Raw genomic sequence first — 24,697 nt, 5'->3', positions numbered from 1 at the left:
CTTCCAGAGGGTACAAATATTTTTAAGGATATCACCATTCCAGCAGCTAGTTCGAAAGATGGACAGGAACATCTTGTTCAAAGCGAGGAAGAGTTTTTACAATATTATAAATCCAGTACGGAGGAAGAATAATGGGACGAAAGCGAATATTACCAGAACATATCAAAAGTGTGAAACACAGTTTTGAGGACATGAGTGGCAGAATAGAAGAGAAGAGCTCTAGTCTGATAGAGTCTTCTGCAACTACTCACTTGGCTTCTGCAACAGATGCGGTGAAAGCTCTAACAAAAGATTTAGTTCCAGTCATTGAATCTTTTGATGAATATCTTAATTCTGTAGCAGATGAGTTTAGCAGAATAGATAATGAAATAGGGCATATGATAGAAGGGGGCAGTCTTCAACAGTATGCGAATGGGAAGAGTGATACAGAAATGGTTAGAAAAAGATATATTACTCAGAAAAACATTGAAAATTATAATAGGATGTATAATGATTTTCCATAATGTATAACTTCAATCTCACAACCACCTGAAACTAACTCAGGTGGTTTTTCTATTGTTTTTCTTCTTCTCATAGCTCTACATTTTTGAACTAGTTGAAGAAAAAATATATCTATGTTATATTATATTAAGCGACTTTTTTCTTGTCATCCGTGCTGACGAGCTGACGCTAATGAGATTCACTTAGTCATCTGCGCTGACAGCCTGAAGTCAATGTGATTTACTTCGTCATCTGCGCTGACAGTCTGAAGTCAAAGCGTTTTGCTTCATCATCTTCGCTGACAGTTTGAAGCTAGCGTGATTCGCTTCATCATCCACGCTGATAAGATGAAATAAAGTCGTGTCCCCCGTCATCCTCGGTGACGAGAACAATAAAAAAAAGAGGTGTTTATGAAAACAGAAAAAATTGTAGCTATAAAACATAGCAATCTTCGCCACGCAGAATTCTCCCAGTTCATTGCGCGCTTTCTGGATGATTTGAAGAAAGAAAACTTGGACATTAAAAAGGAAGAAGTTCTGACAACCTTAGTTGAGAAGATCCAAGCAGCCTTACCTGCCTATCAAGCTTCGCTGGGTCACATTCGTGCCAATGAGAAATCAGGGTTATTAAACGAAGCAGACGACTTGCGAGATGCGGACTTGCAAGCACTTCGGGATTCTATCAAGCCTTACCGAGCAAGCAAGCGAGAAGCCGAAAAGACAGCCTATATCAATTTGAAATTACTGTTTGACACCTACAAAGATGCCCACAAGAAACACTACGAAGAAGAAACAGCCCTGATTTCCAGTTTGCTGGAAAAACTAGCCTCCGATAAATATAAATCTCAGATTGAAACGCTAACGATTTCTAAGTTTGTAGAAAATCTTGAGGAGAGCCATCAAGCCTTTGAGAAGCTCTTTGCGTCCCGCTCTCAGGACAATCTTCAAACGGTCAGCTTTGATGTGAAGAAGCTACGTAAAGAAGTAGCGACCCCATACCAACAATTAAGTGACTATGTGTTGATTCTGAGCCAAGTGAAGGAAGATGAGTTCTACAAGCGTTTCCTCTCTGTTCTCAACAACAGCCGGAAGCATTATGCGGATACCTTGGCTCGCCGTAAGGGGAAAGAGGCGAAAGTCGCTGAAACAGCTACGACTGAATAAACTGGTCTTTAATGAAGAAAGCGAGAATCTTTACGATCCGCTTGTCTACCCACCTGAAAATGACTCAGGTGGTTTTTTACGCTCGTTTTCTCCATTTCTTCCCCGTCCTCTCCCTCTGTTTAATGGCACGGCTTTGTATTTTGATCCGCCTCTCTGACTTTATAAGGTTTTAGCTTGGTTAAATTTCACATCTAAAGCAACCTTTCTCATAATTTTTCAACAGTGATGATTTATGCTATACTATTTCTATAACACGGAGGAAAAATATGAAAAAAATCGTTTTATACTCTCTCATTCAAGGCTTGGCCATCTTTGTGATTGCAGGGCTGCTAGCTTATGTGGTGAGAGGAGACTTCTTCTTTCGTTACCTAGCGCCCATCTTCGGACTTGCTGCGGCTGTTTTTCGCTTTTTTACTTCCATGATTGTCAAGAGTTTGGCGCCGACCATTTATCAGGAAGAAGATAAAAAATAGTTTTTTCGACTATCACATACACTTTAATCCGAGTCATCCGCTCGGATTTCTATACTTTATGAAAAAGCGGTCTTTTTCTGAAAAATGCTCACTTTCCCTGCCTCTTTGTGGTAAAATAGTAAAAGAATTAAAATTTTGGAGAGTAAGAATGAAACGTTCAATGTATGCGGGACGTGTTCGTAGTGAGCATGTCGGTCAGGAAATCACTTTGAAAGGTTGGGTTGCCCGCCGTCGCGATTTGGGAGGCTTGATTTTTATTGATCTGCGTGACCGTGAGGGAATTATGCAGTTGGTCATCAATCCCGAGAGTGTCCCAGCAGAAGTCATGAAGACTGCTGAGAGCCTGCGCAGCGAGTTTGTCATTGAAGTGACAGGTAAGGTCGAAGCGCGGGAGCAGGCCAATGATAAGCTGGCTACAGGAAGTGTGGAGCTACACGTAGAAAGTCTGACAGTGCTGAATGTTGCTAAGACGACTCCTTTTGAGATTAAGGACGGAATTGAAGCCAACGATGATACGCGCTTGCGCTATCGTTATTTGGATCTGCGTCGCCCAGAAATGCTGGACAATCTCAAATTGCGTGCCAAAGTGACCCATTCCATTCGCAATTATTTGGATGAGCTGGAGTTTATCGATGTGGAGACACCGTTTTTGACCAAGTCAACGCCTGAAGGGGCGCGTGATTATTTGGTGCCGAGCCGGGTTAACCAGGGTCATTTCTATGCCCTGCCTCAAAGCCCACAGATTACCAAGCAGCTTTTGATGAATGCTGGTTTTGACCGTTATTACCAGATTGTCAAGTGTTTCCGAGACGAGGACTTGCGTGGAGACCGTCAGCCAGAGTTTACACAGGTTGACTTGGAAACTTCTTTCCTATCGGAGCAGGAAATCCAAGACATTACAGAAGGCTTGATTGCCCGTGTCATGAAGGAAACCAAGGACATTGAAGTTGCCTTGCCTTTCCCACGAATGAAATATGATGACGCTTTGGCTCTTTATGGTAGTGACAAGCCAGATACTCGTTTTGAAATGTTGTTGCAGGACTTGACAGATCTTGTCAAGGGAATTGATTTTAAAGTCTTTTCTGAAGCACCAGCTGTCAAGGCGATTGTGGTGAAAAATGCTGCTGATAAATACTCACGCAAGGATATTGATAAATTGACAGAGCAAGCGAAGCAGCATGGAGCCAAGGGTCTTGCTTGGATCAAATTCACTGGCGGAGAGCTGGCTGGTCCTGTCGCTAAGTTCTTGACAGACCTGTCAAGCCAATTGACAGCTACTTTACAGCTTGAAGAAAATGATTTGGTCCTCTTTGTAGCAGATACTTTGGAGGTTGCCAATGCTGCACTGGGCGCTCTTCGTGTCCGACTGGGCAAGGAGTTAGGCTTGATTGACCCTGCTAAGTTTAACTACTTGTGGGTGGTAGATTGGCCGATGTTTGAGTGGTCTGAAGAAGAAGGCCGCTACATGAGTGCCCACCATCCATTTACCCTACCAGAAGACCAAACAGCCCATGAGTTGGAAGGAGATTTGAGCAAGGTGCGGGCCATTGCCTACGATATCGTACTCAATGGCTACGAACTAGGTGGCGGTAGTTTACGGATCAATCAAAAAGATTTGCAGGGACGCATGTTTAAGGCTCTAGGCTTCTCAGCTGAGGAAGCTCAGGAGCAGTTCGGCTTCCTCCTAGAAGCGATGGACTACGGTTTCCCACCGCACGGAGGTCTGGCCTTAGGTTTGGATCGCTTTGTAATGATCCTTGCTGGAGAAGAAAATATTCGTGAAGTCATTGCTTTTCCTAAGAATAACAAGGCTTCTGACCCGATGACTCAAGCGCCAAGCATAGTCGCTCCTGCTCAATTAGAGGAATTAAGTTTACAAGTAGAAGTTCATGAAAAAGACTAAGTATTATAAACACTTTCGCTTTTATATCCGTAGATTTGCCTATAATTTTAAATTATTGCAAGTCTTGAGAAGTATTTCCAGAGAAAAATATGCTGAAAAGATCTCGGCTTCTGTGCTCTACGGTTTTTTATCCGCCGTCGCAGTTAATTTCTTTTTTCAACCGGGGCATGTTTACTCAAGCGGAGCAACAGGTCTAGCGCAGATTGTTACTGCTCTCAGTACCCGATTTCTGGGTTTCACTATTCCGGTTTCCGTTACCTTTTATGCGATTAATATTCCGCTGATGATTTTGGCTTGGTACCAAATCGGGCATAAGTTTACGGTCTTTACTTTTATCACAGTTTCAATGAGCTCGCTTTTTATTCAGTTTGTTCCAGAAGTGACGCTGACGACCAATCCTATCATCAATGCGCTTTTTGGGGGTGTCGTCATGGGAGCGGGGATTGGCTTTGCTCTCAAGTCAAGTATTTCGAGCGGAGGCACAGATATTGTCAGTCTGACCATTCGCAAGAGGACAGGCCGCAATGTCGGCAGTATTTCCTTGATTGTGAATGGGATTATTATGCTGATTGCTGGTCTGACTTTTGGTTGGGAATACGCTCTCTACTCGATGATTACCATTTTTGTATCCAGTCGAGTGACCGATGCGGTCTTTACCAAGCAAAAGCGGATGCAGGCCATGATTATTACCAGCCATCCGGAAAGAGTGATTGATAAGATTCACAATAAACTGCACCGTGGAGCAACCGTTATCAATGGAGCTGAGGGAACCTATAACCACGAACAAAAGGCGGTTTTGATTACAGTAATTACGCGTGCAGAGTTTAACGAATTTAAGTACATCATGAATCAGATAGATCCGACAGCGTTTGTCTCCGTGTCTGATAATGTACATATCTTGGGAAGATTTGTAGAAGAATAGAATCTTTGTGACTGTTTTCTGACAGCAAATCTAAGGCATTTAATCATTTCGATATTGATTAAAATAATGACCGCGCTTTTCTCCAATATAAAAGACGTTTTCTTTCTCATCCGGATGACTCGGAATGGAAAGAGAACGCCTTTTTGTATTTTCATTATTTCAACACAATGACTTGTTTGGCAGCAAGAGTGTAGGACTTAGCCGATGGAAGAATGGATTTTTTCAACCCAATCTGCGGATACTGAACAAATAATTCTTGCTTGTATTGGTTATCATATACGACTTCTTCATTTGAGAAGTTTATGACAATCGTCATTTGTTGTTTGCCTTGCTGAATGCGATATTCGACAAGAGTAGGGCTGAGCCATTCTACTTTACAGGCTTTTTTGATAGCCTTACTTGTAGCTAGGTGAAGCAGGGGATTGATTTTGCGGAATTCAATCAACCTTTGTAAAAACTCAATATCTTCCTGATAGTGCAGGGAGCGAATCCAGTCTAGTTTGTTGATTTCATCAGGTTGATCATAGCTGTTGTCAATCAAATTTTTGGTGCGGAAGAATTCTTGACCGCTATGGATAAAGGGAACTCCCTGAGCAAGCAGAACAAGGTGCAGAGCTAAACGAGAATTGGCCAATCGGTTTCTGAGAGTGATTTCTGGATTCAGCAAATCAAAATAGTCAAAGACAGTTGCGTTGTCATGACACTCTACGTAGTTAATAGCCTGTGAAGGACTGATAAAGTGAGGTGTGCCACTCAAGCCGACATTCGCTGTTAGGATATTTTCCATTTGATTGGTTGATTGTTCATCCTCTGTCCTCTGTCCCTGAGCAATAGTTTGTTTTATAGTATTGCGGAAGTTATCGCTAAAGAAACCGTAGTCGGGCAGTTGTTCAGCGTTGAATTGATGGGCTAGTAATTCGGTGTCATAGCCAGTGTCCATTTGCCATCCTTCACCGTACAGATGGATATTTGGATAAAGCGCTTTGAGTTCCTGAGCAATTTCTTGCATGGTTTGAATATCAAGGATTCCCATGAGGTCAAAGCGGAAGCCATCAAAGCCATAGAGACTGACCCACTGCTTAACGGATTGCTTAATGTAACGTCTGACCATAGCTTTTTCGCTGGCCACATCATTTCCGCAGAAAGTTCCATTTGTACGAAAACCAATAGCATCTAAGCGATAGAAATACCCGGGAACAATTTTTTCAAAAGCATAGCTGTCGGCATCATAAACGTGATTGTAAACCACATCCATAATAACGCTGATATCTGCTTGATGATAGGTCTCAATGGCCTGTTGCAATTCAAAAATTCGATTATAGGGATCGTGTGGATTGGTGGCAAAGCTCCCATCAGGGACATTGTACTGTACAGGGTCATATCCCCAGTTGTAGACTAATTCAGGATGTTTCTCATCTACACTGCCAAAATCATACAGGGGCATCAGCTGGACGTGAGTAATTCCTAGATCTTGGAGGTACTGCAGACCGAAATAATGGCCATCTATTTCCGGGGATTCAGTCAGGGAATTGAACTTACCTGGTTGGGAAAAACCGGCTTCCTTTTGCATAGAAAAATCTCGGACACTCATTTCATAGATGATGGCATCGGTTGGTTTCACCTGTGTTTTAGCACGATGGATTGGTTTTTTTATTTTATTCTGGTCAATAACAAAACTATTGCCGGAATTGGCATCGGATGATAGAGCGTAAGGATCGTGAACTTCTACCCACTTTCCATTTATTTTATGGAGATAGAAGTAAGACTGTCCTTCCAGATCTCCTGCTACCTGAGTGTACCACGTCCCTCTTTTCTGACGTTCCAAGGGATAAACTCTGGATTTGATATGAAGATGAACTTTTTCAGAAAGTGGAGCCCAAAGTTTAAATTCAGTAGCATCCTTGCTATAATGTGCTCCTAAATCTTCACCAGCATAATCAAATAACTCATCAAAAATTGGTTTTTGGACAATGTGTCGATACTGGAGAATTGTATGATTCCGGTCCTGATCGTATATGGTATAAATTTTTGCCAGGTCAATTGGCTCATTGGCTGAGACAGTGTAGATAATCCGCTGTTCCTGATTGTTAATACTTTTAATTGTTAATGGGCTCGAGCCATGCCGATCTTCAAGAGTGAAATGGATAGAATAGGCGTCGAAGGTTTTGGCCAATTCAATAGTGATGATATTCTCGTCATCTAAATAGGCTTGAAAGGTGCGAAATGCCATAATTTCTCCTTAACGGGTGATGATAGTATGTTGGATAAGTTGACGGTAACAAATGTGCTTATTTTCTTTACTGTCTTTGATAATTTGAAAAAGGGTACGGAACGATTCCTTACCGAGTTCGATAGCGTTTATATCTATGTACGCCTCTACATCAATACGCGGTTTGATAGAGTCAAAGGTGATAATCGGTAATTGCTGGTCTTTATCTTTGAGATACTGGAGGGCTCCTTCTGCAGCCATACTGTCGGATGTTACAAATGCTTCAATCTCGTTGATTGGCATTTTTTCCATACTTTTATAGATACTATCCTCCAACAAAAAACCAAAAGAAAACTTCACTAGACTTTCATTCAGAGGAATAGCTGCCTCCTTAAGAGCCTGTTTGTAGCCTGCAAAACGGTCTTGAGAGACGACCAGCTCTTTATTCCCAGCTAGAAATGCAATTTTCCGGTAACCTTGATCAATAAAATATTTAGTCGCATCGTATCCAGCCTTGATGTTGTCATTATCTACTAGAGAGATAAATGGCAACACGGCTTTCCCTAAGATAAGGAAGGGGAATTGATTGCTTACTGCAAACTCAACCAGTGGGTCGTTGGGCTTAGAATAGAGGAAGATCAAACCGTCTACGCGTTTCCCGAAGATCATTTGTTTGATATTTTCTAAGCGATGTTTTTCGTCCTGCCCAGTGCTAATCTGAATGGCATAGTCGTAGTCCGAAGCGACTTGTGAAATGCCTCGTAGGACAGTTGGAAAGAATGGGTTTTGGTAAAAAACATCCGAATCATCTGGCAGGACCAGACAGATGACCTGGGTTGACTGACTAACCAGACTTCTGGCGTTGAGATTTGGATGATAGTCTAGCTCTTTCATAGCAGCGCGGACGCGCTTTTTAGTCTCCTCACTGATGGTTGATTTGTTTTGTACGACGCGTGTCACTGTTGAGGGAGACACGCCTGCTAATTTCGCTACTTCTTTGATAGTAACGCGCATAATAACCTCCTAATTTCTGAAATCCTCATCGCGGAAATGTGTTTTGTAAAAAACAATCACTAAATAAAGAACAAACAAGATGTTTTGTACGGTGATAATCGTAGGCAGACTTTGTCCAAATAATCCACAAACCAGTCCGATGATAGTTGGCAATCCAAAGCAGTTGAGGATGAAATGATAGCATTCTTTAAAGGTTTTAAAAGAAAATAGCCGTGATTTCTTGGTCAGATAGAGCAGGAAGGAAGCACCGAGTGCCAGAAAGGCAAAGTTGATACTAAAGAGGAAACCTGCAGAGAGGACTAGAAAGAGGCTGACAACCAAGCGGTTTTGTTGGAACCAGTCTGCAGAAATTGCTTTGGTCAGGGCTTCTTTACTTTTCAGAGCTTTTTGATCAATGGCTTGATAGCGGATATTGGCCAGTTCTTTGCCTTCTTTAGTGATTTTGAGATTTTCTTTGTCGAAGTAAAGCGTCAGTTCCTTGCCTAATTTTAGTTCCTCGTGATGGCCGATAATGACGGTCCCAGTGGCATTGCGATGAATGCCTTCAGGATTTTCAGTGGTCAGTATGTGGTCTTTCATCTGAGCGTGATGGTCAAAGTCAATCATCACGTCTTCATCCAAAGTGTCAAAAGCCTTGTCAACAAAGGTATCCAGAGCATAGCTCGTCAAAGACGCTGTCTGAATCGCCACAGGAATCAAAGATAGAGAAATCAAAAAGACGCTGGTAAAAATGAGCTGGAACCAGCTGAGCATGCGACGATTAGCGAAGGTTTTTCTAAAACCAATCAAGCTCGAAAAATAATTAAAAGGATAAGGTAACATAGCTGTCTCTTTCTAAAATTACAATCAGGTGGTGGCCAATAAAGAACTTATTGGCTGCCATATAACTATAATCGTTTTAAATCAAAAACAAGGTGGGACAAGATTATCCCTTGTCTCCCCCACTTGTTAAACCAGATACAAAATTCTTTTGCAGGAAGAAGAAGAGAATACAGATTGGAAGGGCAGTGAGAATCGCGCCGGCAGCAAAGAAGGCAATTTTTTGATTCTTGACATCGCTGACGAAGGTACGAAGACCAACTGCAACCGTATAAAATTCTTTTTCACGAAGAAGGAAGCTGGAGAGGATATAGTCTCCGAAAGGTCCCATGAAGGCCCAGAGAGCTTGCACAGCAATCATTGGACGAACGAGAGGCAGGACAATCTGCCAGAAACGTCTGAAATGACCGGCACCGTCTAATTTAGCTGACTCATCCAGAGACATAGGAACGGTATCGAAGTATCCTTTCATCAACCAAGCATTCATTGGAATACCACCACCCACATAAAGGAAGATGAGGAACCAGCTTTGGTTGAGGGCATTGAGCATCAGCGCCATAACGAAGAAGGCGGTCAGAGCTGCAATCGTTGGCACCATTTGGATGATCAAGAAGAAGACCAAACTTTGCTTTCTTGCGATGAAATTATAACGGCTGTAAGCATAACCTGCAAGTACCACTATACTGGTTTGGACAACCATTGTCAAGACGGCAATGATAATAGTATTAAAGTACCAAGTACCGTATAGAGTCTCTGAGAAGAGACGAGAGAAGTTTTCCAGACTAAAGTTGATGTCTGTGTCTAGCTTGAAGGCTACGACATTCCCCGTCTTGAAAGCTGACATAATCGTGATCAAGAGCGGGTAGAGAATGATAATGGAAAGCACTACAAGGTAGAGATAGGTCAAACTATGGTTGATAAAACGTTTAAATTTAACAGAACTATTCATCTTATACATCCTCCATATCAAATGCGTGTAGTTTCTTGAAGGCAATCATAGAGATAGAGATGACGATGATGGAGATGATGAGGGTAACGGCCGCCGCCATTGAATATTGCGGTGCTGTACCTGTGGTCAAACGATAAATCCAAGAGATAAGGATATCGGTTGAACCGGCTCCTCCACCGACGCTACCAGGACCACCTGCATTGAAGAGGTAGATGATTGAGAAGTTATTAAAGTTAAAGGTGTATTGACTGATCAAAGTTGGTGCCGCAACTGCCAATATCATCGGGAAAGTGATGCTGCGGAATTTCTGCCAAGCATTGGCTCCGTCGATGTAGGCTGCTTCGTAAAGGTCATTTGGAATGGACTGCAAAATACCTAAGGTCAAAACATAGATATAAGGGAATCCAAGCCAACCTTGCATCATAATCAGAGCAATCTTAGTCCAAGTCGGATCAGTCTTCCACGGAATCAGGTGTCCATCCAAGAAAGGAAGAACTTTGCTTAGAAGCGGGATGACCTGAGTATTGATGGCCCCGATACTATCGTTGAACATATTTGAGAAGGTCAAGATAGTGATAAAGGCTGGAACAGCCCAAGGAAGCAAGAAGATAACACCGAAAATCCGTTTTCCTTTGATGAATGGCTGGTTAGCAATAATAGCAGTAAAAATACCGACTACGATTTGTAGAGTAGAGGCTGCCAACGCCCAGATGATGGTCCAAGTCAAGACAGAACCAAAGGCAGCACGGAAGGTGCTCAGTTGCCAAATGTTAGCAAAGTTGGTAAAGCCAACCCAATCCAACAGTTTATTTGGTGGCAAGTGTTTGAAATCATAGTTTGTAAAGGCGATCAAGAGTGTCACCAAGACAGGGAAAATGATTGCAAAGGTCATCGCAAGGTAGGAAGGAATGATGAGTAAGTAAGGGAAGCCATTTTCGTAGATTCCGTTCGTCATTTCCTTTAAGGTAGTGTGAACAGGGTAGTCATTATTCCACTGCTTAGCAACCGTACGGGCATCTTTCAAATTGAAGCCATAGAAAATCAGGAAAAATATCACGAGGATGAGATGGAAGGCACCACGAATCAGCATGAAGAGTGAATTATCACCGCGTACTTCCCCAAGAGTGATGAGATTTTCAATTTCTGGCAGGGCAATAGCTACAAAATAAGCTAAGAATGCAACAGTAACCCCAAGAAAGATGTATCCTTTGGCTTTTTGATCATTATAGATTTGCCCCAACCCTGGAATGAGGGAGCGCAACATGGCTTGTTTGGGATCTTTTTTTGTCATTGTAGTCTCCTTAAGATACGAGAAAGATTGAGGAATTGCACAAATACAATCCCTAATCCGAGTTTTGCTTATTAGAATATGAGAACAATCAGAGCAGAAGCCCTATTCTATCAAACAAGGGGTAGGGAAAATTCCCACCCCTCTATTTAAGCTTGTTTATTAGTTACCAAATTTTTGATCGATTGTTTCCTTGATCAATTTAACAGCATCTTCAGCAGAAGTCTTAGCGTCTTTCTTGCCACTTACAGCATCAAAGAGCATGTTTTTAGCTGGATCCCAAACAGTACTCATTTCAGAGATGTTTGGCATTGGTTCTGCAGATTGGAATTGTTTAACAACTGCGTCTGTCAATTCATCTTTCTTGCTTACAGCATATTCGCGTGCTTCTGTGTTAGCAGGAACTTCGTTTGTTGCATCGTAAAGAGCTTTTTGTTGTTCAGTTGATGCAAGGAAGTTAACGAATTTTTGTGCGCCTTCAACGTTCTTAGAACCAGCAGGGATAACCCAAGCTTTACCACCACCGAAGGCTTTGTAGTCTTTGCCGTTTGGAAGGGTAGGGATAGTAGCTACACCGTAGTTTACTTTAGCTTCTTTGAGAGCTGCAGCTTTCCAAGGGCCATCAATGATTGCTGCAGTTTTTCCGTTTTGGAATTGAGTTTGAATCAGGTTAGCAGCACCTTCGGTATCTTGCATACCTTTAGGCCATTTTTCATACCAAGATTTAGCGTATTCAATTCCTTTGATAGAACCTTCGTTAGCCAAGCCTACATCTTTAGGATCAGTACCATCTTTACCAAAGACATAAGCACCGTTTCCTGAAAGGAGACCATAAGCATAGTAGAAGTTTGTCCAGTCAGCAAGGAAAGCAGATGTTTTACCTTCTTCGCCTTCAAAAGCGTACTTGCTGTCTTTTGCCAATTCTTCAACTTCAGCAAAAGTTGTTGGAGCTTTTTGGATCAAGTCTTTGTTGTAGTACATTACCAAAGTTTCGATAACCGCAGGAGCACCATAAGTAGTTCCATCGATTGTCACAAGAGATTTAGTAGTGTTATCAGTCTTAGCTTCCTTCTCTAGCTCAACTTCTGAAAGTTGTCCATCTGCACCAAGGCTTCCTACGCGGTCGTACGGAGCCATCATAACATCTGGGGATTTGCCAGATTGGTTGTCGAGTGAAAGGTTGTCAAGACCTGTAAGGGCGTCACCTGTTTTGATTGTAACTTTAGTGCCAGTTTCTTTTTCATAAGCTTTGGCAACTTCTTCCATGTAGCTCTTGTAGCCTTCATCTACATAAGCTGTAATTTCGTTGCTTGCAGCAGCATCTTTATTAGAAGACTTGCTCCCGCAGGCCGCCAAAAGTAAACCAGCTAAAGTAACGGTTCCTAACACAGCCACGCTCTTTAACACTCTATTTTTCATGATTATTCCTCCTAAAGAATAAAAAAATGTAATGATTTCTAAGAAAGCGGTTACTCAGCGCAAACGTTTTCTTGACTAAAAATAATTTTAACACAAAAAGTAAACGTTTGCAATATCTTTTTGAAAAAAATTAAAAAATTTTTAAAAAGGTCTGTGTTCACCCTATTTATAATAGAATAGATACAGTTTTTTAGTGTGAAAAATAAAAAAATATCAAAAAAGCTTGCGCTTTTAAAAAAAATAAGTTATAATCTAATCGACGCAAACGTTTTCACTGAATAAAGTAGGAAACGGCAGGAAAAATTTTTTTGAGGTGACAACATGAAAGCAAGACAAAGTGGTGTATTGATGCACATCTCCTCTTTGCCAGGTAAATACGGGATTGGCTCTTTTGGTCAGTCTGCTTATGATTTTGTGGATTTCTTAGTTAGAACTAAGCAACGCTATTGGCAAATTTTGCCTTTGGGAACCACCAGTTATGGAGATTCTCCTTATCAGTCGTTCTCAGCGTTTGCTGGAAATACACATTTCATTGACTTGGACTTTTTAGTTGATGAAGGTTTACTGAGCGAAGAAGATCTGCACGGTATTAATTTTGGAGATAATCCTCGAGAAGTGGATTATGCAAAAATTTTTGAGGCTCGTCGTCCGCTTTTGGAAAAAGCGGTTGCTCGCTTCCTTGAAACTGGAGATGTTGACAGTTTTTATCGCTTTGCTGAAGAAAATGCAGCTTGGCTGGAAGTTTTTGCAGAATATATGGCTATCAAGGAACATTTTGATAACCTAGCTTGGACAGAATGGCCAGATGAGGCTATCCGTCGTCGTGAAGTTGACCGTTTGGCTCATTACCGCAGCGAATTATCAGATAAATTGGTTTATCACCGTGTGACTCAGTATCTTTTCTTCAAGCAATGGCTACAACTCAAAGCCTATGCAAACAAGCATCATATTGAAATTGTTGGAGATATGCCGATTTATGTTGCGGCTGACAGCTGTGATGTTTGGTCTCAGCCTCATTTCTTCAAAACAGACGAAGTAGGCAAACCAACCTGTGTTGCTGGATGTCCGCCAGATGAGTTTTCTGCAACTGGCCAACTTTGGGGCAACCCAATCTATGACTGGGAAGCAATGGACCGTGACGGCTATGTTTGGTGGATTGATCGTTTGCGCGAAAGTTTCAAGATTTACGATATTGTTCGAATTGACCACTTCCGTGGCTTTGAGTCTTACTGGGAAGTACCAGCTGATTCTGAAACATCTGCAACTGGTAAATGGGTGAAAGGTCCTGATTACAAACTTTTTGCAGCTGTTAAAGAAGCACTTGGTGAACTCAATATTATTGCAGAGGATCTCGGCTTCATGACCAATGAAGTAATTGAGCTGCGTGAACGCACTGGATTCCCAGGTATGAAGATCCTTCAATTTGCTTTCAATCCGAATGATGAAAGCATTGACAGCCCGCATTTAGCGCCAAACAATTCCGTTATGTACACAGGAACTCATGATAATAACACGGTTCTTGGCTGGTATCGTGATGAAATTGATGATCCAACCCGCGAATACATGGCTCAGTACACTAATCGTAAAGAATACGAAACAGTTCCGCATGCTATGCTTCGCACTATCTTTGCTTCTGTCAGCTTTATGGCTATTGCTACTATGCAGGATCTGCTGGAATTGGACAGCTCAGCACGGATGAACTATCCATCTACTATTGGCGGTAACTGGGCATGGCGGATGACGGCTGAAGAGCTGAATCCAATCGTCGAAGGTGAGCTTTACAGCTTGACCAAGACTTACCGTCGTATGAATACCGATTTAATTAATAAATAAAGAATAGCTAATTAGACTTGAAGGGAGTAATCATGTCAAACTTACAAACTTATATCAAAAATACTTATTCAAAAAATCTTGCTGATTGCAGCAACGAAGAACTCTATCTGGCTCTTTTGAACTACACTAAATTAGCCAGCGCTCAAAAGCCAGTTAATACTGGTAAGAAAAAACTCTACTATATTTCAGCAGAGTTCCTGATTGGTAAACTTTTGTCTAACAACTTGATCAACCTTGGACTTTACGATGATGTGAAGCAAGAGTTGGCAGATGCTGGCAAGGACTTGATCGAGGTAGAAGAAGTTGAGTTGGAGCCGTCTCTGGGTAACGGAGGCTTGGGCCGTTTGGCTGCCTGCTTCTTGGACTCTATCGCAACACTTGGATTGAACGGTGACGGTGTGGGTCTTAACTACCACTTCGGTCTCTTCCAGCAAGTTCTGAAAAACAATGAGCAAACCACTATTCCAAACTTCTGGCTGACAGAACAAAATTGGCTGGTTCGCTCAAGCCGTAGCTACCAGGTGCCGTTTGCTCACTTCACACTGACATCAACTCTTTACGATATTGATGTGCCAGGTTACAAGACACCTGCTAAAAACCGCTTGCGTCTCTTTGATTTGGACTCAGTAGATTCTAGCATTATTGCGGATGGTATCGACTTTGATAAGACAGATATCGCTCGCAACTTGACACTCTTCCTCTATCCAGATGATAGTGACAAGCAAGGTGAGTTGCTCCGTATCTTCCAACAATACTTCATGGTTTCAAACGGTGCACAATTGATCATCGACGAAGCGATCGAAAAAGGAAGCAACTTGCATGATCTTGCAGACTACGCAGTTGTACAAATCAATGACACTCACCCATCGCTGGTTATTCCTGAGTTGATCCGTCTTTTGACTGCGCGTGGTATCGAGCTTGATGAAGCGATCTCAATCGTTCGTAACATGACTGCCTACACAAACCACACCATCCTTGCTGAAGCCCTTGAAAAATGGCCTCTTGAATTCTTGCAAGAAGTGGTTCCTCACTTGGTACCAATCATTGAAGAATTGGATCGTCGTGTCAAAGCAGAGTACAAAGATCCAGCTGTTCAAATCATTGACGAGAGCGACCGTGTACACATGGCCCACATGGATATCCACTATGGCTACAGTGTTAACGGGGTTGCAGCACTCCACACTGAAATCTTGAAGAATTCTGAGTTGAAAGCTTTCTACGATATTTATCCAGAGAAATTCAACAACAAGACAAACGGTATTACATTCCGTCGTTGGCTTATGCACGCTAACCCACGTTTGTCTAGCTACTTAGACGAACTTCTTGGTCGCGACTGGCACCATGATACTGCTAAGTTGGAAGGCCTACTTGACTTTGCTGGTAAGCAAGAAGTGAAAGAAAAACTGGAAGGCATTAAGTCTCACAACAAGCGTAAATTGGCTCGTCACTTGAAGGAGGCTCAAGGTGTAGAAATCAATCCAGACTCTATCTTTGACATCCAAATCAAGCGTCTGCACGAGTACAAACGTCAACAAATGAACGCTTTGTATGTGATCCACAAATACTTGGATATCAAGGCTGGTAACATTCCTGCGCGTCCAATCACTGTCTTCTTTGGTGGTAAAGCAGCTCCTGCTTACACAATTGCTCAAGACATCATCCACCTCATCCTTTGCTTGTCAGAAGTGATTGCTAATGATCCTCAAGTGGCTCCACACCTGCAAGTAGTTATGGTTGAAAACTACAATGTTACAGCGTCTAGCTTCCTGATTGCAGCTGGTGATATTTCTGAGCAAATCTCACTTGCTTCTAAAGAAGCTTCAGGGACTGGTAACATGAAATTCATGCTTAACGGTGCTTTGACACTTGGTACCATGGACGGTGCCAATGTGGAAATTGCTGAATTGGTTGGCGAAGACAATATCTACATCTTTGGTGAAGATTCAGAAACTGTTATCGACCTTTATGCTAAGTCAGCTTACAAGCCTAGCGAATTCTACGCTCGTCAAGCAATCAAACCATTGGTGGACTTCATCGTAAGCGATGCTATTCTGGCCGTTGGTAAGAAAGAACGTTTGGAACGCCTTTACAATGAGTTAATGAACAAAGACTGGTTCATGACTCTACTTGACTTGGAAGACTATATCAAAGTCAAAGAGCAAATGCTTGCAGACTACGAAGACCGCGATGTTTGGATGGAAAAAGTCATTGTGAACATCGCAAAAGCTGGTTTCTTCTCAGCAGACCGTACAATCCAACAATATAATGACGAAGTATGGCATTTGGAGAACTAATTCCAATGACCATTAAAACTCTCAAGAAAATTTTCTTGAGAGTTTTTTGCTTGTCTTCTAAAAGAGTAATTTCTAAGAACAGGAGGGGCTCTTGCCTTTGGAGCTTTTTCGGTGTATAATAACATATATGTTTTTGAAAAAGGAGAAAGTGATGAAAAAGCCAATTTATCTTTATATTTTAGTCGGTCTGTCTTTGCTCTTGTCTTTATTGGGAATATATGCTACGCTGGTGCCTTCCACCCCCAAAAGTGCAGCGGCCTATGAAGGAGCAGGTATTCCTGAAGATGTTGTAAAACAGCTGGTAGATTACACTGCTAAAAATAGTGAATTTGTACAGAATCCACTAAACAAAATTTTGGCTATTCTCAGTCTGATTGTGATCATTGTGGCATTAGTCTTCTTGATTCGTAAGAATATTGTCTATGCAAACTTAACTTATCTTGCCTATCTTGTAATTAGCATCATTGGGATTGCCTATAGTTATATTGGTGCTTCTTCTTTGCTAAACGTTTTAGACGCGCAGTATCGTGAGCTTGTATCAGGTGGACTTTTAATTTCAACTGTTGTTATGTTGGTGATAAACCTTATCTTTTTAGGCTTGGTTCTTTATAAATTTATGAAGCAGCAAAAAGAATTGGAAAAGGATGAGTTGGGATAAGAGCTCTTCCCAATAGCAGATTAAGATTTGACAAAAAACATCCGAGAGCTTACAATTTAAGGAGTTCTCAGATGTTTTTTATTTAGAATGGAGAAAATATGAAAGTTTCCTTAGTTTATATCAGCCTGAGTGGCAATACAGAAAGCTTTGTCCGCCGTTTGACAGATTATTTGCTGGAACATCATCCAAGTTTAGAAGTGGAAAAAATCCATATAAAAGACTTGGTTAAAGAAGGCCAGCCTTTCTTTGAAATGCAAAACCAATTTATTGCTTTTCTGCCGACCTATTTAGAAGGCGGGAATGGTGTTGATAATGGTGATGTCGAAATTTTAACGACAGATGTTGCAGATTTCATTGCCTACGGCAATAATGCCAGCAAGTGTTTTGGGGTTGTCGGCAGTGGCAATCGCAACTTTAACAATCAATATTGTCTGACTGCCAAGCAATATGCAAAACGCTTTGGCTTCCCCGTATTGGCTGATTTTGAAATGCGTGGAATGCTAGGAGATATCAAAAAAGTGGCTGGAATCATTGAGAACCTCTACCGAATCGAGGATTAAGACAAGAAAAACGCAGGAAGTCAACGTTTTGTGAAATGAACTTCATGCGTTTTTGTCTTCTTTTAATGTTAGATGGAAGGGGCGGATTGCTTTCCGTCCTGATCAATTACATTTTTTCAGGGGCATCGACACCAAGCAAGCGAAGAGCTTCTTTTAATACCAGAGCGGTTGAGTAGCTAAGTGCCAAGCGGCTGTCACGTTCAGGGCTATCGTCTAAGATGCGGGTATGGGCATAGTATTTGTTGAAAGCTTGAGCTAGACTGATGGCGTACTTGGCAACCAGAGATGGCTCAAAGTTGTCAGCTGCACGTTTGACTACACGAGCGAAGTCTTGGAGCAGTTTGATAATTTCCCAGCTTTCAGCATCGTTTAGACTGTAATTTGCCTCTGGATTTGGCTGGAAGTCAGCCTTGCGCAGGATAGATTGGATACGAGCATAAGCGTATTGGATATATGGACCAGTTTCTCCTTCAAAGGAAACCATAGCTTCCAAATCGAAGTCGTAGCCGTTGCGACGATCCGTCTTAAGATCGTAAAATTTAACGGCACCAACACCGACTGCGTGGGCAACAGCTTCTTTGTTTTCCAAATCTGGATTTTTCGCTTCAATCTGCGCCTTGGCACGGCTGATAGCTTCTTGAAGAGTAGGCTCTAGCAGAATGATATTGCCTTTACGTGTTGACAGTTTTTGACGGTTCTTGGTGACTAGACCGAAGTCCACGTGGATCATATCGTCGCTCCAGTCAAAGCCCATCTTTTTCAGGACAGCCTTGAGCTGACGGAAGTGGTTGGATTGTTCCTGTCCTACTACATAGACATTTTTGACAAAGTTATACGTGCGGGCACGATACATTGCTGTCGCGATATCACGGGTGATATACAGAGTGGCACCGTCTGATTTTTTAATCATAGCTGGTGGAAGGTTGACATCATCCAAGTCCACAATGCTGGCACCCTTAGATTCTTTCAGGAGGCCCTTGTCTTCCAAGATTTGTACACCTTCGTCCATCTTGTCATTGTAAAAGGCTTCACCGTTTAGACTATCAAATTGGACGCCTAGCAAGTCATAAATACGGTTGAATTCGACCAGACTTTCATCGCGGAACCATTGCCAGAGTTCGGTTGCTTCTGGATCTCCATCTTCCAGCTTTTTGAACCAGAGACGTCCTTCGTCATCTAAGCTTGGATCATTTTCGATTTCAGCGTTGATGCGGACATAGAGTTCCAAGAGTTCATCAATTGGGTTGGCCTCGACAGCTGCCTTGTTACCCCATTTTTTATAGGCAACCATGAGGAGACCGAATTGTTTACCCCAATCACCCAAGTGATTGACCTTGATGGTATTGTAGCCTAGCTTGCGGAAGATATTGGACAAAGCATCTCCGATAACGGTCGAACGAAGGTGACCAACAGAGAAAGGTTTAGCAATGTTAGGGCTGGATAGGTCGATTGTGACATTTCCATTCTTGCCTTCATCTTGCTGGCCATAATCAGCGCCTTCTTTAATCACTTCTTTGATGACTTGGCCAGAGATTTCTGCCTTATTGAGGAAGAAGTTGACGTAAGGTCCAGTTGCAACAACTTTTTCAAAATAAGTGGTGTCAAGTTTTTCTACAATATCAGCAGCGATAGCTTGTGGAGCCTTGCGTTCTACCTTTGCAAGAGAGAAGGCAGGAAAGGCAATATCCCCAAGATCGGAACTTTTTGGTTGCTCTAATAAATTTAAAATAGCGTCTTGGTCAAGGCCGTTAATTACCTTAGCCAATTCGCTGGCTATTAATTGTTTATTATCCATATTTACTCCTTTGGGTCTTTTGTTACTATTCTATCACATTTTTAATGGAATCTTCAATTTTTTTGGGCCTAATCTGAATTTTTTGGTATAATTAAGGGATAAATATTCAAAAGAATGAGGTAAAAATGAAGAAAATCGATCGTCATCAGATAATCAAAATGATGATTAAGCAAGAAAAGCTAGGGACGCAGAAAGAGATTCAGGAACGATTAGAGAAACAGGGAATTTTTGTAACTCAAACGACTCTTTCGCGGGATCTGCGCGAGATTGGTTTAACAAAACTTCGGAAAAACAATCAAATTTATTATATTGTAGCGCAGGAAACAGAGGAAATGAACTTGGTTGAATTCTTAGCTAAGCATGTTCAAAGTGTTGCTAGGGCTGAATTTTCGCTGGTTTTCAGAACTGGTTTGGGAGAAGCAACTGTGCTGGCTAATGTTGTTGATGGAGCCTTGGATGACCGTATTTTAGGAACTGTGGCTGGCGCCAATACTTTATTGGTTATTTGTCGAGATAGGGCGGCAGCTGAGGAAATAGAGGGGAATGTCAAGGAACGGATGGCATAGATAGCTATGTTGGAGAGGGCAAAGAGGTTGGAGACAGAGTCTTAGCCTCGTTTATTTTGCATGAGAAGACTTATTTTCAGGGAAAGTCTCTGGTTAAGTTTTTGGAAAGGATAAAAATGGCAGCAGAAAAATTATCACCCGGTATGCAGCAGTATGTGGATATCAAGAAGGACTATCCAGATGCCTTTCTGCTTTTTCGTATGGGCGATTTCTATGAGTTGTTTTATGATGATGCGGTCAATGCGGCTCAGATTTTAGAGATTTCTTTGACCAGCCGCAATAAAAATGCGGACAATCCCATTCCCATGGCAGGAGTGCCTTATCATTCGGCTCAACAGTACATTGATGTTTTAGTCGAATCAGGTTATAAGGTAGCGATTGCTGAGCAGATGGAGGACCCCAAACATGCAGTCGGTGTGGTTAAGAGGGAGGTGGTCCAAGTCATCACCCCAGGGACAGTTGTAGACTCTAGCAAACCTGATGCAGCAAATAATTTCTTGGTTGCTCTGGATTGGGCAGACGGGGTCTATGGTCTAGCCTACATGGATTTGGTGACAGGTGAGTTTCAGGTGACCAGTCTGAAGGACTTTTCTCTAGTTTGCGGAGAGATTCGCAATCTGCGGGCTCGAGAGGTAGTATTGGGTTATACCTTGTCTGAGGCGGAGGAGCAGGTCCTGGCAGGTCAGATGAATCTCCTTTTGTCTCCTGTCAAGGAGCCTTTGTATGATGTCCAGCTCTTAGGCAGTGATTTGTTGCCTATTGAGTACCAGACGGCGGGGAAACTATTGGCTTATGTTCGCCAGACCCAGATGCGTGAGCTCAGCCACCTTAAGAAAGCCCATCATTATCAAATTCAGGACTATTTGCAGATGGACTATGCTACCAAGGCTAGTTTAGACCTTACAGAGAATGCCCGAACTGGTAAGAAGCATGGTAGTCTTTACTGGCTGATGGATGAGACCAAAACAGCTATGGGAGGACGCTTGTTGCGGACGTGGATTCAACAGCCCTTGATTGACCAGAAGCGGATTGTCCGCCGGCAGGATGTAGTCCGGATTTTTCTGGATCATTTCTTTGAGCGGAGTGATTTGACAGAAAGCCTTAAGGGAGTCTATGATATTGAACGGCTAACCAGCCGAGTATCCTTTGGTAAGACCAATCCCAAGGATCTGCTGCAGCTGGCTTCAACCTTGAGCAATGTCCCTCAAATCAAAGCTATTTTGCAGGGCATTGGCAGTCCAGTGCTGGATGAGCTGATCGATCGCTTGGATGAAATCCCAGAATTGGCTGACTTGATTAGCTCTGCTATTTCTCCAGATGCCCCTCATATCATCACCGAGGGTAATATCATTCACTCGGGCTTTGATGAGACTCTGGACAAGTACCGGGTGGTCATGAGAGATGGGGCTGGCTGGATTGCGGCTATCGAGGCAAAAGAACGGGAAGCCAGTGGAATCAATAATCTAAAAATTGATTACAATAAAAAAGATGGTTACTATTTCCATGTGACTAATTCTCAGCTGGCTCATGTACCTAGTCATTTCTTCCGCAAGGCGACACTGAAAAATTCTGAGCGTTTCGGGACAGAGGAACTGGCACGGATTGAGGGAGAGATGCTGGAGGCGCGTGAAAAGTCCGCCAATCTGGAATACGAGATTTTCATGCGGATTCGGGAGGAAGTAGGTAAGTACATCCAACGCTTGCAGGAACTGGCCGTTGCCTTGGCCACAGTTGATGTTCTCCAGAGCTTTGCGGTTGTCGCTGAGACCCAGCATCTGGTTTGCCCGGTCTTTACCGAGGAGCGAGCTCTAACTGTCGAAAAGGGGCGGCATGCTGTGGTTGAGAAAGTCATGGGAGCCCAGAGCTACATTCCTAATAGTATCACCTTGGATCCAGCTACCAATATCCAGTTGATTACTGGCCCTAATATGAGTGGGAAATCAACTTATATGCGCCAGTTAGCCATCATTGTCATCATGGCACAGATGGGTTCCTATGTACCGGCAGAATCTGCTAGTCTCCCTATTTTTGATGCGATTTTCACTCGAATCGGGGCAGCGGATGATTTGGTTTCTGGGCAGTCTACCTTTATGGTGGAGATGATGGAGGCCAACCGGGCCATTCGGCAGGCTAGCGATCGTTCGCTCATTCTCTTTGATGAGCTGGGGCGCGGGACGGCTACCTATGATGGAATGGCTCTAGCTCAGGCTATTATCGAGTACATTCATGACCGAACAGGGGCCAAGACTCTCTTTGCGACCCACTATCATGAGCTGACGGCTTTGGAGGACAGCCTAAAGCACTTGGAGAATGTCCATGTTGCTACCTTGGAACAGGATGGCCGAGTCACTTTCCTCCATAAGATTGAGCAAGGTCCAGCTGATAAATCCTATGGGATTCATGTGGCGAAGATTGCCGGACTTCCGGATGACTTATTAGGCCGAGCTGACCATATCCTAAGTCAGCTAGAAAGTCAAGAAAGACAGGCAGTGGCAGCTTCTCCTAAGTCAGTAGGTAGTCAGCAAGTGGCTGAACAAATTTCCCTTTTCGCAGAAGGAGCGGAAAATCCAGTTCTGACTGAACTGAGAAATTTGAATATCTATAATATGACTCCGCTGGAGGCTATGACAGTCTTAGCAGAATTACAAAAGAAATTATAAACCCAAAAACCTAGTGATGATAATTTACTAGGTTTTTAAAAATTTTAAGATATTTTGTATAAATATTTGAAATATCTTCAAGGCAGAGGTAAAATGATATTAACATAACAATAGTGAAACGATAGAATTTTGATTGGATAGTTGGAGTAACCCAAACGGGTTCATTCTATATGAACCTGTCTTATTTAAGTATCTTATGTCACTAAATTTGGACTAGAATTTGCAGAAAAACAGAAAATCATTGGCTATTCTATGAGCTTAGCTTGTAAGGAGCAGAGATAGAATCGTTGCAACTCTGCTCATTTCTGATAGTCGTCTTTTGAATATGTTTGCTGTAATCTTTAGTCCTCCTATTTCTATTTCATAAAGGAGAATGCTTATGTCAGTATTTTATGTACCTTCTGCCAACCTTATTGGGGCCGGTGTTGTCAATGAAATTGGCTCTTACATCAAGGAGCTCGGCTACCGCAAAGCGTTGTTAGTAACGGATAGTTTTCTTGCTTCCGGCCCTTTGCTTGCCAAAGTGACGAAACCTCTTGATGATGCTGGGATTTCTTACGTCCTTTTTAAAGATGTAGAGCCAAATCCGACCTGCAAAAATGTCATGGACGGACTTGCTGTCCTCAAGGAAAATGCTTGTGATTTTATCATTTCCTTTGGTGGGGGTTCGCCACAAGATGCAGCAAGCTGTATTTCTGTAATTGCTACTAATGGTGGAAAACCTCAGGATTATGAGGGGCTTCATAAATCTAAAGAAAAAGGCTTGCCGGTCGTAGCCATTAATACGACTGCGGGAACCTCGGCTGAAATTACGATAAACTACGTTATCACCGATGAAGATCGTAAAGTAAAAATGGTAATGGTTGACAAGAATAGTTTGGCTGCTATTTCAGTTAATGATCCTGAGTTAATGTATGATAAACCTAAAGCCTTGACTGCTGCAACGGGAATGGATGCCTTGACTCATGCGATTGAATCTCTGGTTACTCCGGGAGCTTATCCAATTACAGAGAAGCTTTCTATAGGAGCGATTGAATTGATTCGGGAGAATCTGCCAAAAGTTGTTGAAAACGGGCATGATGCTGAAAGTCGTGCCAATATGGTCAATGCAATTTTCCTTGGAGGAATGGCTTTTAACAATGCAGGTCTTGGCTATGTTCACTCGATGGCTCACCAGTTGGGAGCTGTTTACAATCTTCCTCACGGGGTTTGCTGTGCCATGTTGCTTCCAATTGTTGAACGAGAAAATGCTAAACGTGTTCCAGAAAAATTCCGTCTAGTGGCGCGTGCTCTCGGATTTGATATTGCTGGCAAAACGGATGTCGAATGTGCAGAATATGCCATCGCTGAAATCGAACGTTTGTCTGAAGTGGTGGGGATTCCAAAGAGATTGACAGAATTAAATATCAAGGAAGAAGAATTCGACTTTGAATATCTGTCTAAAAATGCTTTAATTGATGCCTGCGCTCCAGGAAATCCATTTATGCCAACCTTAGAAGAAACCATTGCGATGTACAAAAAATTGTTTTAAAAAATAGGAAAAGGCTTAAAACTTCGTTTTCAAGGCTCTTTGTCAACTGTAGTGGGTTGATGTCAGCTAATATCTGGAGAGGACCGAATTGGTTCTCTCCTTTTTGATATTCAAAGCGATGAGGATTCTAGTTTTGAAGTTTTCAAAATTTCGGAAGCCAA

19 protein-coding genes are annotated in these 24,697 nt (G+C 42.3%); 12 read left to right on the top strand and 7 right to left on the bottom strand.

What is annotated here, in order from left to right:
• Positions 1-131 precede the first annotated feature (131 nt).
• The 5 genes from STRDD04_RS08520 (at position 132) to STRDD04_RS08500 (ending at position 4,941) form a co-directional block, all read left to right on the top strand.
• Positions 132-503: a hypothetical protein gene (locus tag STRDD04_RS08520; RefSeq protein ID WP_052076778.1), complete on the top strand. Its 372-nt coding sequence runs from the start codon at positions 132-134 to the stop codon at positions 501-503.
• A 387-nt stretch (positions 504-890) separates the two neighbouring features.
• The gene (locus STRDD04_RS08515; protein ID WP_037617931.1) at positions 891-1,643 is read left to right on the top strand and encodes a DUF6261 family protein; all 753 of its coding nucleotides are present in this window, start codon (positions 891-893) and stop codon (positions 1,641-1,643) included.
• 266 nt (positions 1,644-1,909) lie between these two features.
• The gene (locus STRDD04_RS08510; RefSeq protein ID WP_037617843.1) at positions 1,910-2,116 is read left to right on the top strand and encodes a hypothetical protein; all 207 of its coding nucleotides are present in this window, start codon (positions 1,910-1,912) and stop codon (positions 2,114-2,116) included.
• 148 nt (positions 2,117-2,264) lie between these two features.
• The gene (aspS, locus tag STRDD04_RS08505) at positions 2,265-4,019 is read left to right on the top strand and encodes an aspartate--tRNA ligase (RefSeq protein WP_062201517.1); all 1,755 of its coding nucleotides are present in this window, start codon (positions 2,265-2,267) and stop codon (positions 4,017-4,019) included.
• Complete coding sequence (locus STRDD04_RS08500) at positions 4,006-4,941, top strand: YitT family protein (RefSeq protein WP_062201515.1); 936 nt, start codon at positions 4,006-4,008, stop codon at positions 4,939-4,941. The genes aspS and STRDD04_RS08500 overlap by 14 nt, the downstream gene beginning before the upstream one ends.
• A 154-nt stretch (positions 4,942-5,095) precedes the next feature.
• Here STRDD04_RS08500 and pulA read toward each other — a convergent pair whose 3' ends face one another.
• The 6 genes from pulA to STRDD04_RS08470 all read right to left on the bottom strand — a co-directional run bounded on the left by pulA (position 5,096) and on the right by STRDD04_RS08470 (position 12,639).
• Positions 5,096-7,171: a type I pullulanase gene (gene pulA, locus STRDD04_RS08495; protein ID WP_062201513.1), complete on the bottom strand. Its 2,076-nt coding sequence runs from the start codon at positions 7,169-7,171 to the stop codon at positions 5,096-5,098.
• A 9-nt stretch (positions 7,172-7,180) separates the two neighbouring features.
• Positions 7,181-8,164, bottom strand: coding sequence for a LacI family DNA-binding transcriptional regulator (locus tag STRDD04_RS08490; RefSeq protein ID WP_062201512.1), 984 nt, complete (start codon positions 8,162-8,164; stop codon positions 7,181-7,183).
• A gap of 9 nt (positions 8,165-8,173) precedes the next feature.
• Positions 8,174-8,986 (bottom strand): DUF1189 family protein, encoded by an 813-nt coding sequence (locus tag STRDD04_RS08485; RefSeq protein ID WP_062201510.1) that lies wholly within the window; start codon positions 8,984-8,986, stop codon positions 8,174-8,176.
• Positions 8,987-9,089: 103 nt separating this feature from the next.
• Positions 9,090-9,932 (bottom strand): sugar ABC transporter permease, encoded by an 843-nt coding sequence (locus STRDD04_RS08480; protein ID WP_062201507.1) that lies wholly within the window; start codon positions 9,930-9,932, stop codon positions 9,090-9,092.
• Between the two features lies 1 nt (position 9,933).
• Positions 9,934-11,223 carry a carbohydrate ABC transporter permease gene (locus STRDD04_RS08475; RefSeq protein ID WP_062201504.1) on the bottom strand — a complete coding sequence of 430 codons (1,290 nt, stop codon included), beginning with the start codon at positions 11,221-11,223 and terminating at the stop codon, positions 9,934-9,936.
• 159 nt (positions 11,224-11,382) lie between these two features.
• Positions 11,383-12,639: an extracellular solute-binding protein gene (locus tag STRDD04_RS08470; RefSeq protein WP_062201502.1), complete on the bottom strand. Its 1,257-nt coding sequence runs from the start codon at positions 12,637-12,639 to the stop codon at positions 11,383-11,385.
• Between the two features lie 321 nt (positions 12,640-12,960).
• Here STRDD04_RS08470 and malQ point away from each other — a divergent pair, with 321 nt between their 5' ends.
• The 4 genes from malQ to nrdI all read left to right on the top strand — a co-directional run bounded on the left by malQ (position 12,961) and on the right by nrdI (position 17,984).
• Positions 12,961-14,472, top strand: a complete 1,512-nt coding sequence (gene malQ / locus STRDD04_RS08465) for a 4-alpha-glucanotransferase (RefSeq protein ID WP_062201499.1) — start codon at positions 12,961-12,963, stop codon at positions 14,470-14,472.
• A gap of 32 nt (positions 14,473-14,504) precedes the next feature.
• On the top strand, positions 14,505-16,766 hold the full coding sequence (gene glgP, locus STRDD04_RS08460) for a glycogen/starch/alpha-glucan family phosphorylase (protein ID WP_062201498.1): 2,262 nt from the start codon (positions 14,505-14,507) through the stop codon (positions 16,764-16,766).
• A 151-nt stretch (positions 16,767-16,917) separates the two neighbouring features.
• Positions 16,918-17,424, top strand: a complete 507-nt coding sequence (locus STRDD04_RS08455) for an ABC transporter permease (RefSeq protein WP_062201496.1) — start codon at positions 16,918-16,920, stop codon at positions 17,422-17,424.
• A gap of 98 nt (positions 17,425-17,522) precedes the next feature.
• Positions 17,523-17,984: a class Ib ribonucleoside-diphosphate reductase assembly flavoprotein NrdI gene (nrdI, locus tag STRDD04_RS08450; protein ID WP_062201494.1), complete on the top strand. Its 462-nt coding sequence runs from the start codon at positions 17,523-17,525 to the stop codon at positions 17,982-17,984.
• Positions 17,985-18,090: 106 nt separating this feature from the next.
• Here nrdI and argS read toward each other — a convergent pair whose 3' ends face one another.
• Complete coding sequence (gene argS, locus STRDD04_RS08445; RefSeq protein WP_062201492.1) at positions 18,091-19,779, bottom strand: arginine--tRNA ligase; 1,689 nt, start codon at positions 19,777-19,779, stop codon at positions 18,091-18,093.
• 125 nt (positions 19,780-19,904) lie between these two features.
• On the opposite strand from argS, the gene argR reads away from it, so the two are divergent.
• From argR to STRDD04_RS08430, 3 genes are all read left to right on the top strand, one after another.
• A complete protein-coding gene (gene argR, locus STRDD04_RS08440; protein WP_062201490.1) occupies positions 19,905-20,345 on the top strand; it encodes an arginine repressor in 441 nt (146 codons plus the stop codon).
• 116 nt (positions 20,346-20,461) lie between these two features.
• Positions 20,462-23,005: a DNA mismatch repair protein MutS gene (mutS, locus tag STRDD04_RS08435; protein WP_062201488.1), complete on the top strand. Its 2,544-nt coding sequence runs from the start codon at positions 20,462-20,464 to the stop codon at positions 23,003-23,005.
• A 379-nt stretch (positions 23,006-23,384) separates the two neighbouring features.
• Positions 23,385-24,536 carry an iron-containing alcohol dehydrogenase gene (locus STRDD04_RS08430; protein ID WP_062201486.1) on the top strand — a complete coding sequence of 384 codons (1,152 nt, stop codon included), beginning with the start codon at positions 23,385-23,387 and terminating at the stop codon, positions 24,534-24,536.
• Positions 24,537-24,697 lie beyond the last annotated feature (161 nt).

It is taken from the genome of Streptococcus sp. DD04 (assembly GCF_001578725.1).
Classification (GTDB): Bacteria; Bacillota; Bacilli; order Lactobacillales; family Streptococcaceae; genus Streptococcus; species Streptococcus sinensis.
This window is presented reverse-complemented; position numbering and strand designations above follow the sequence as displayed.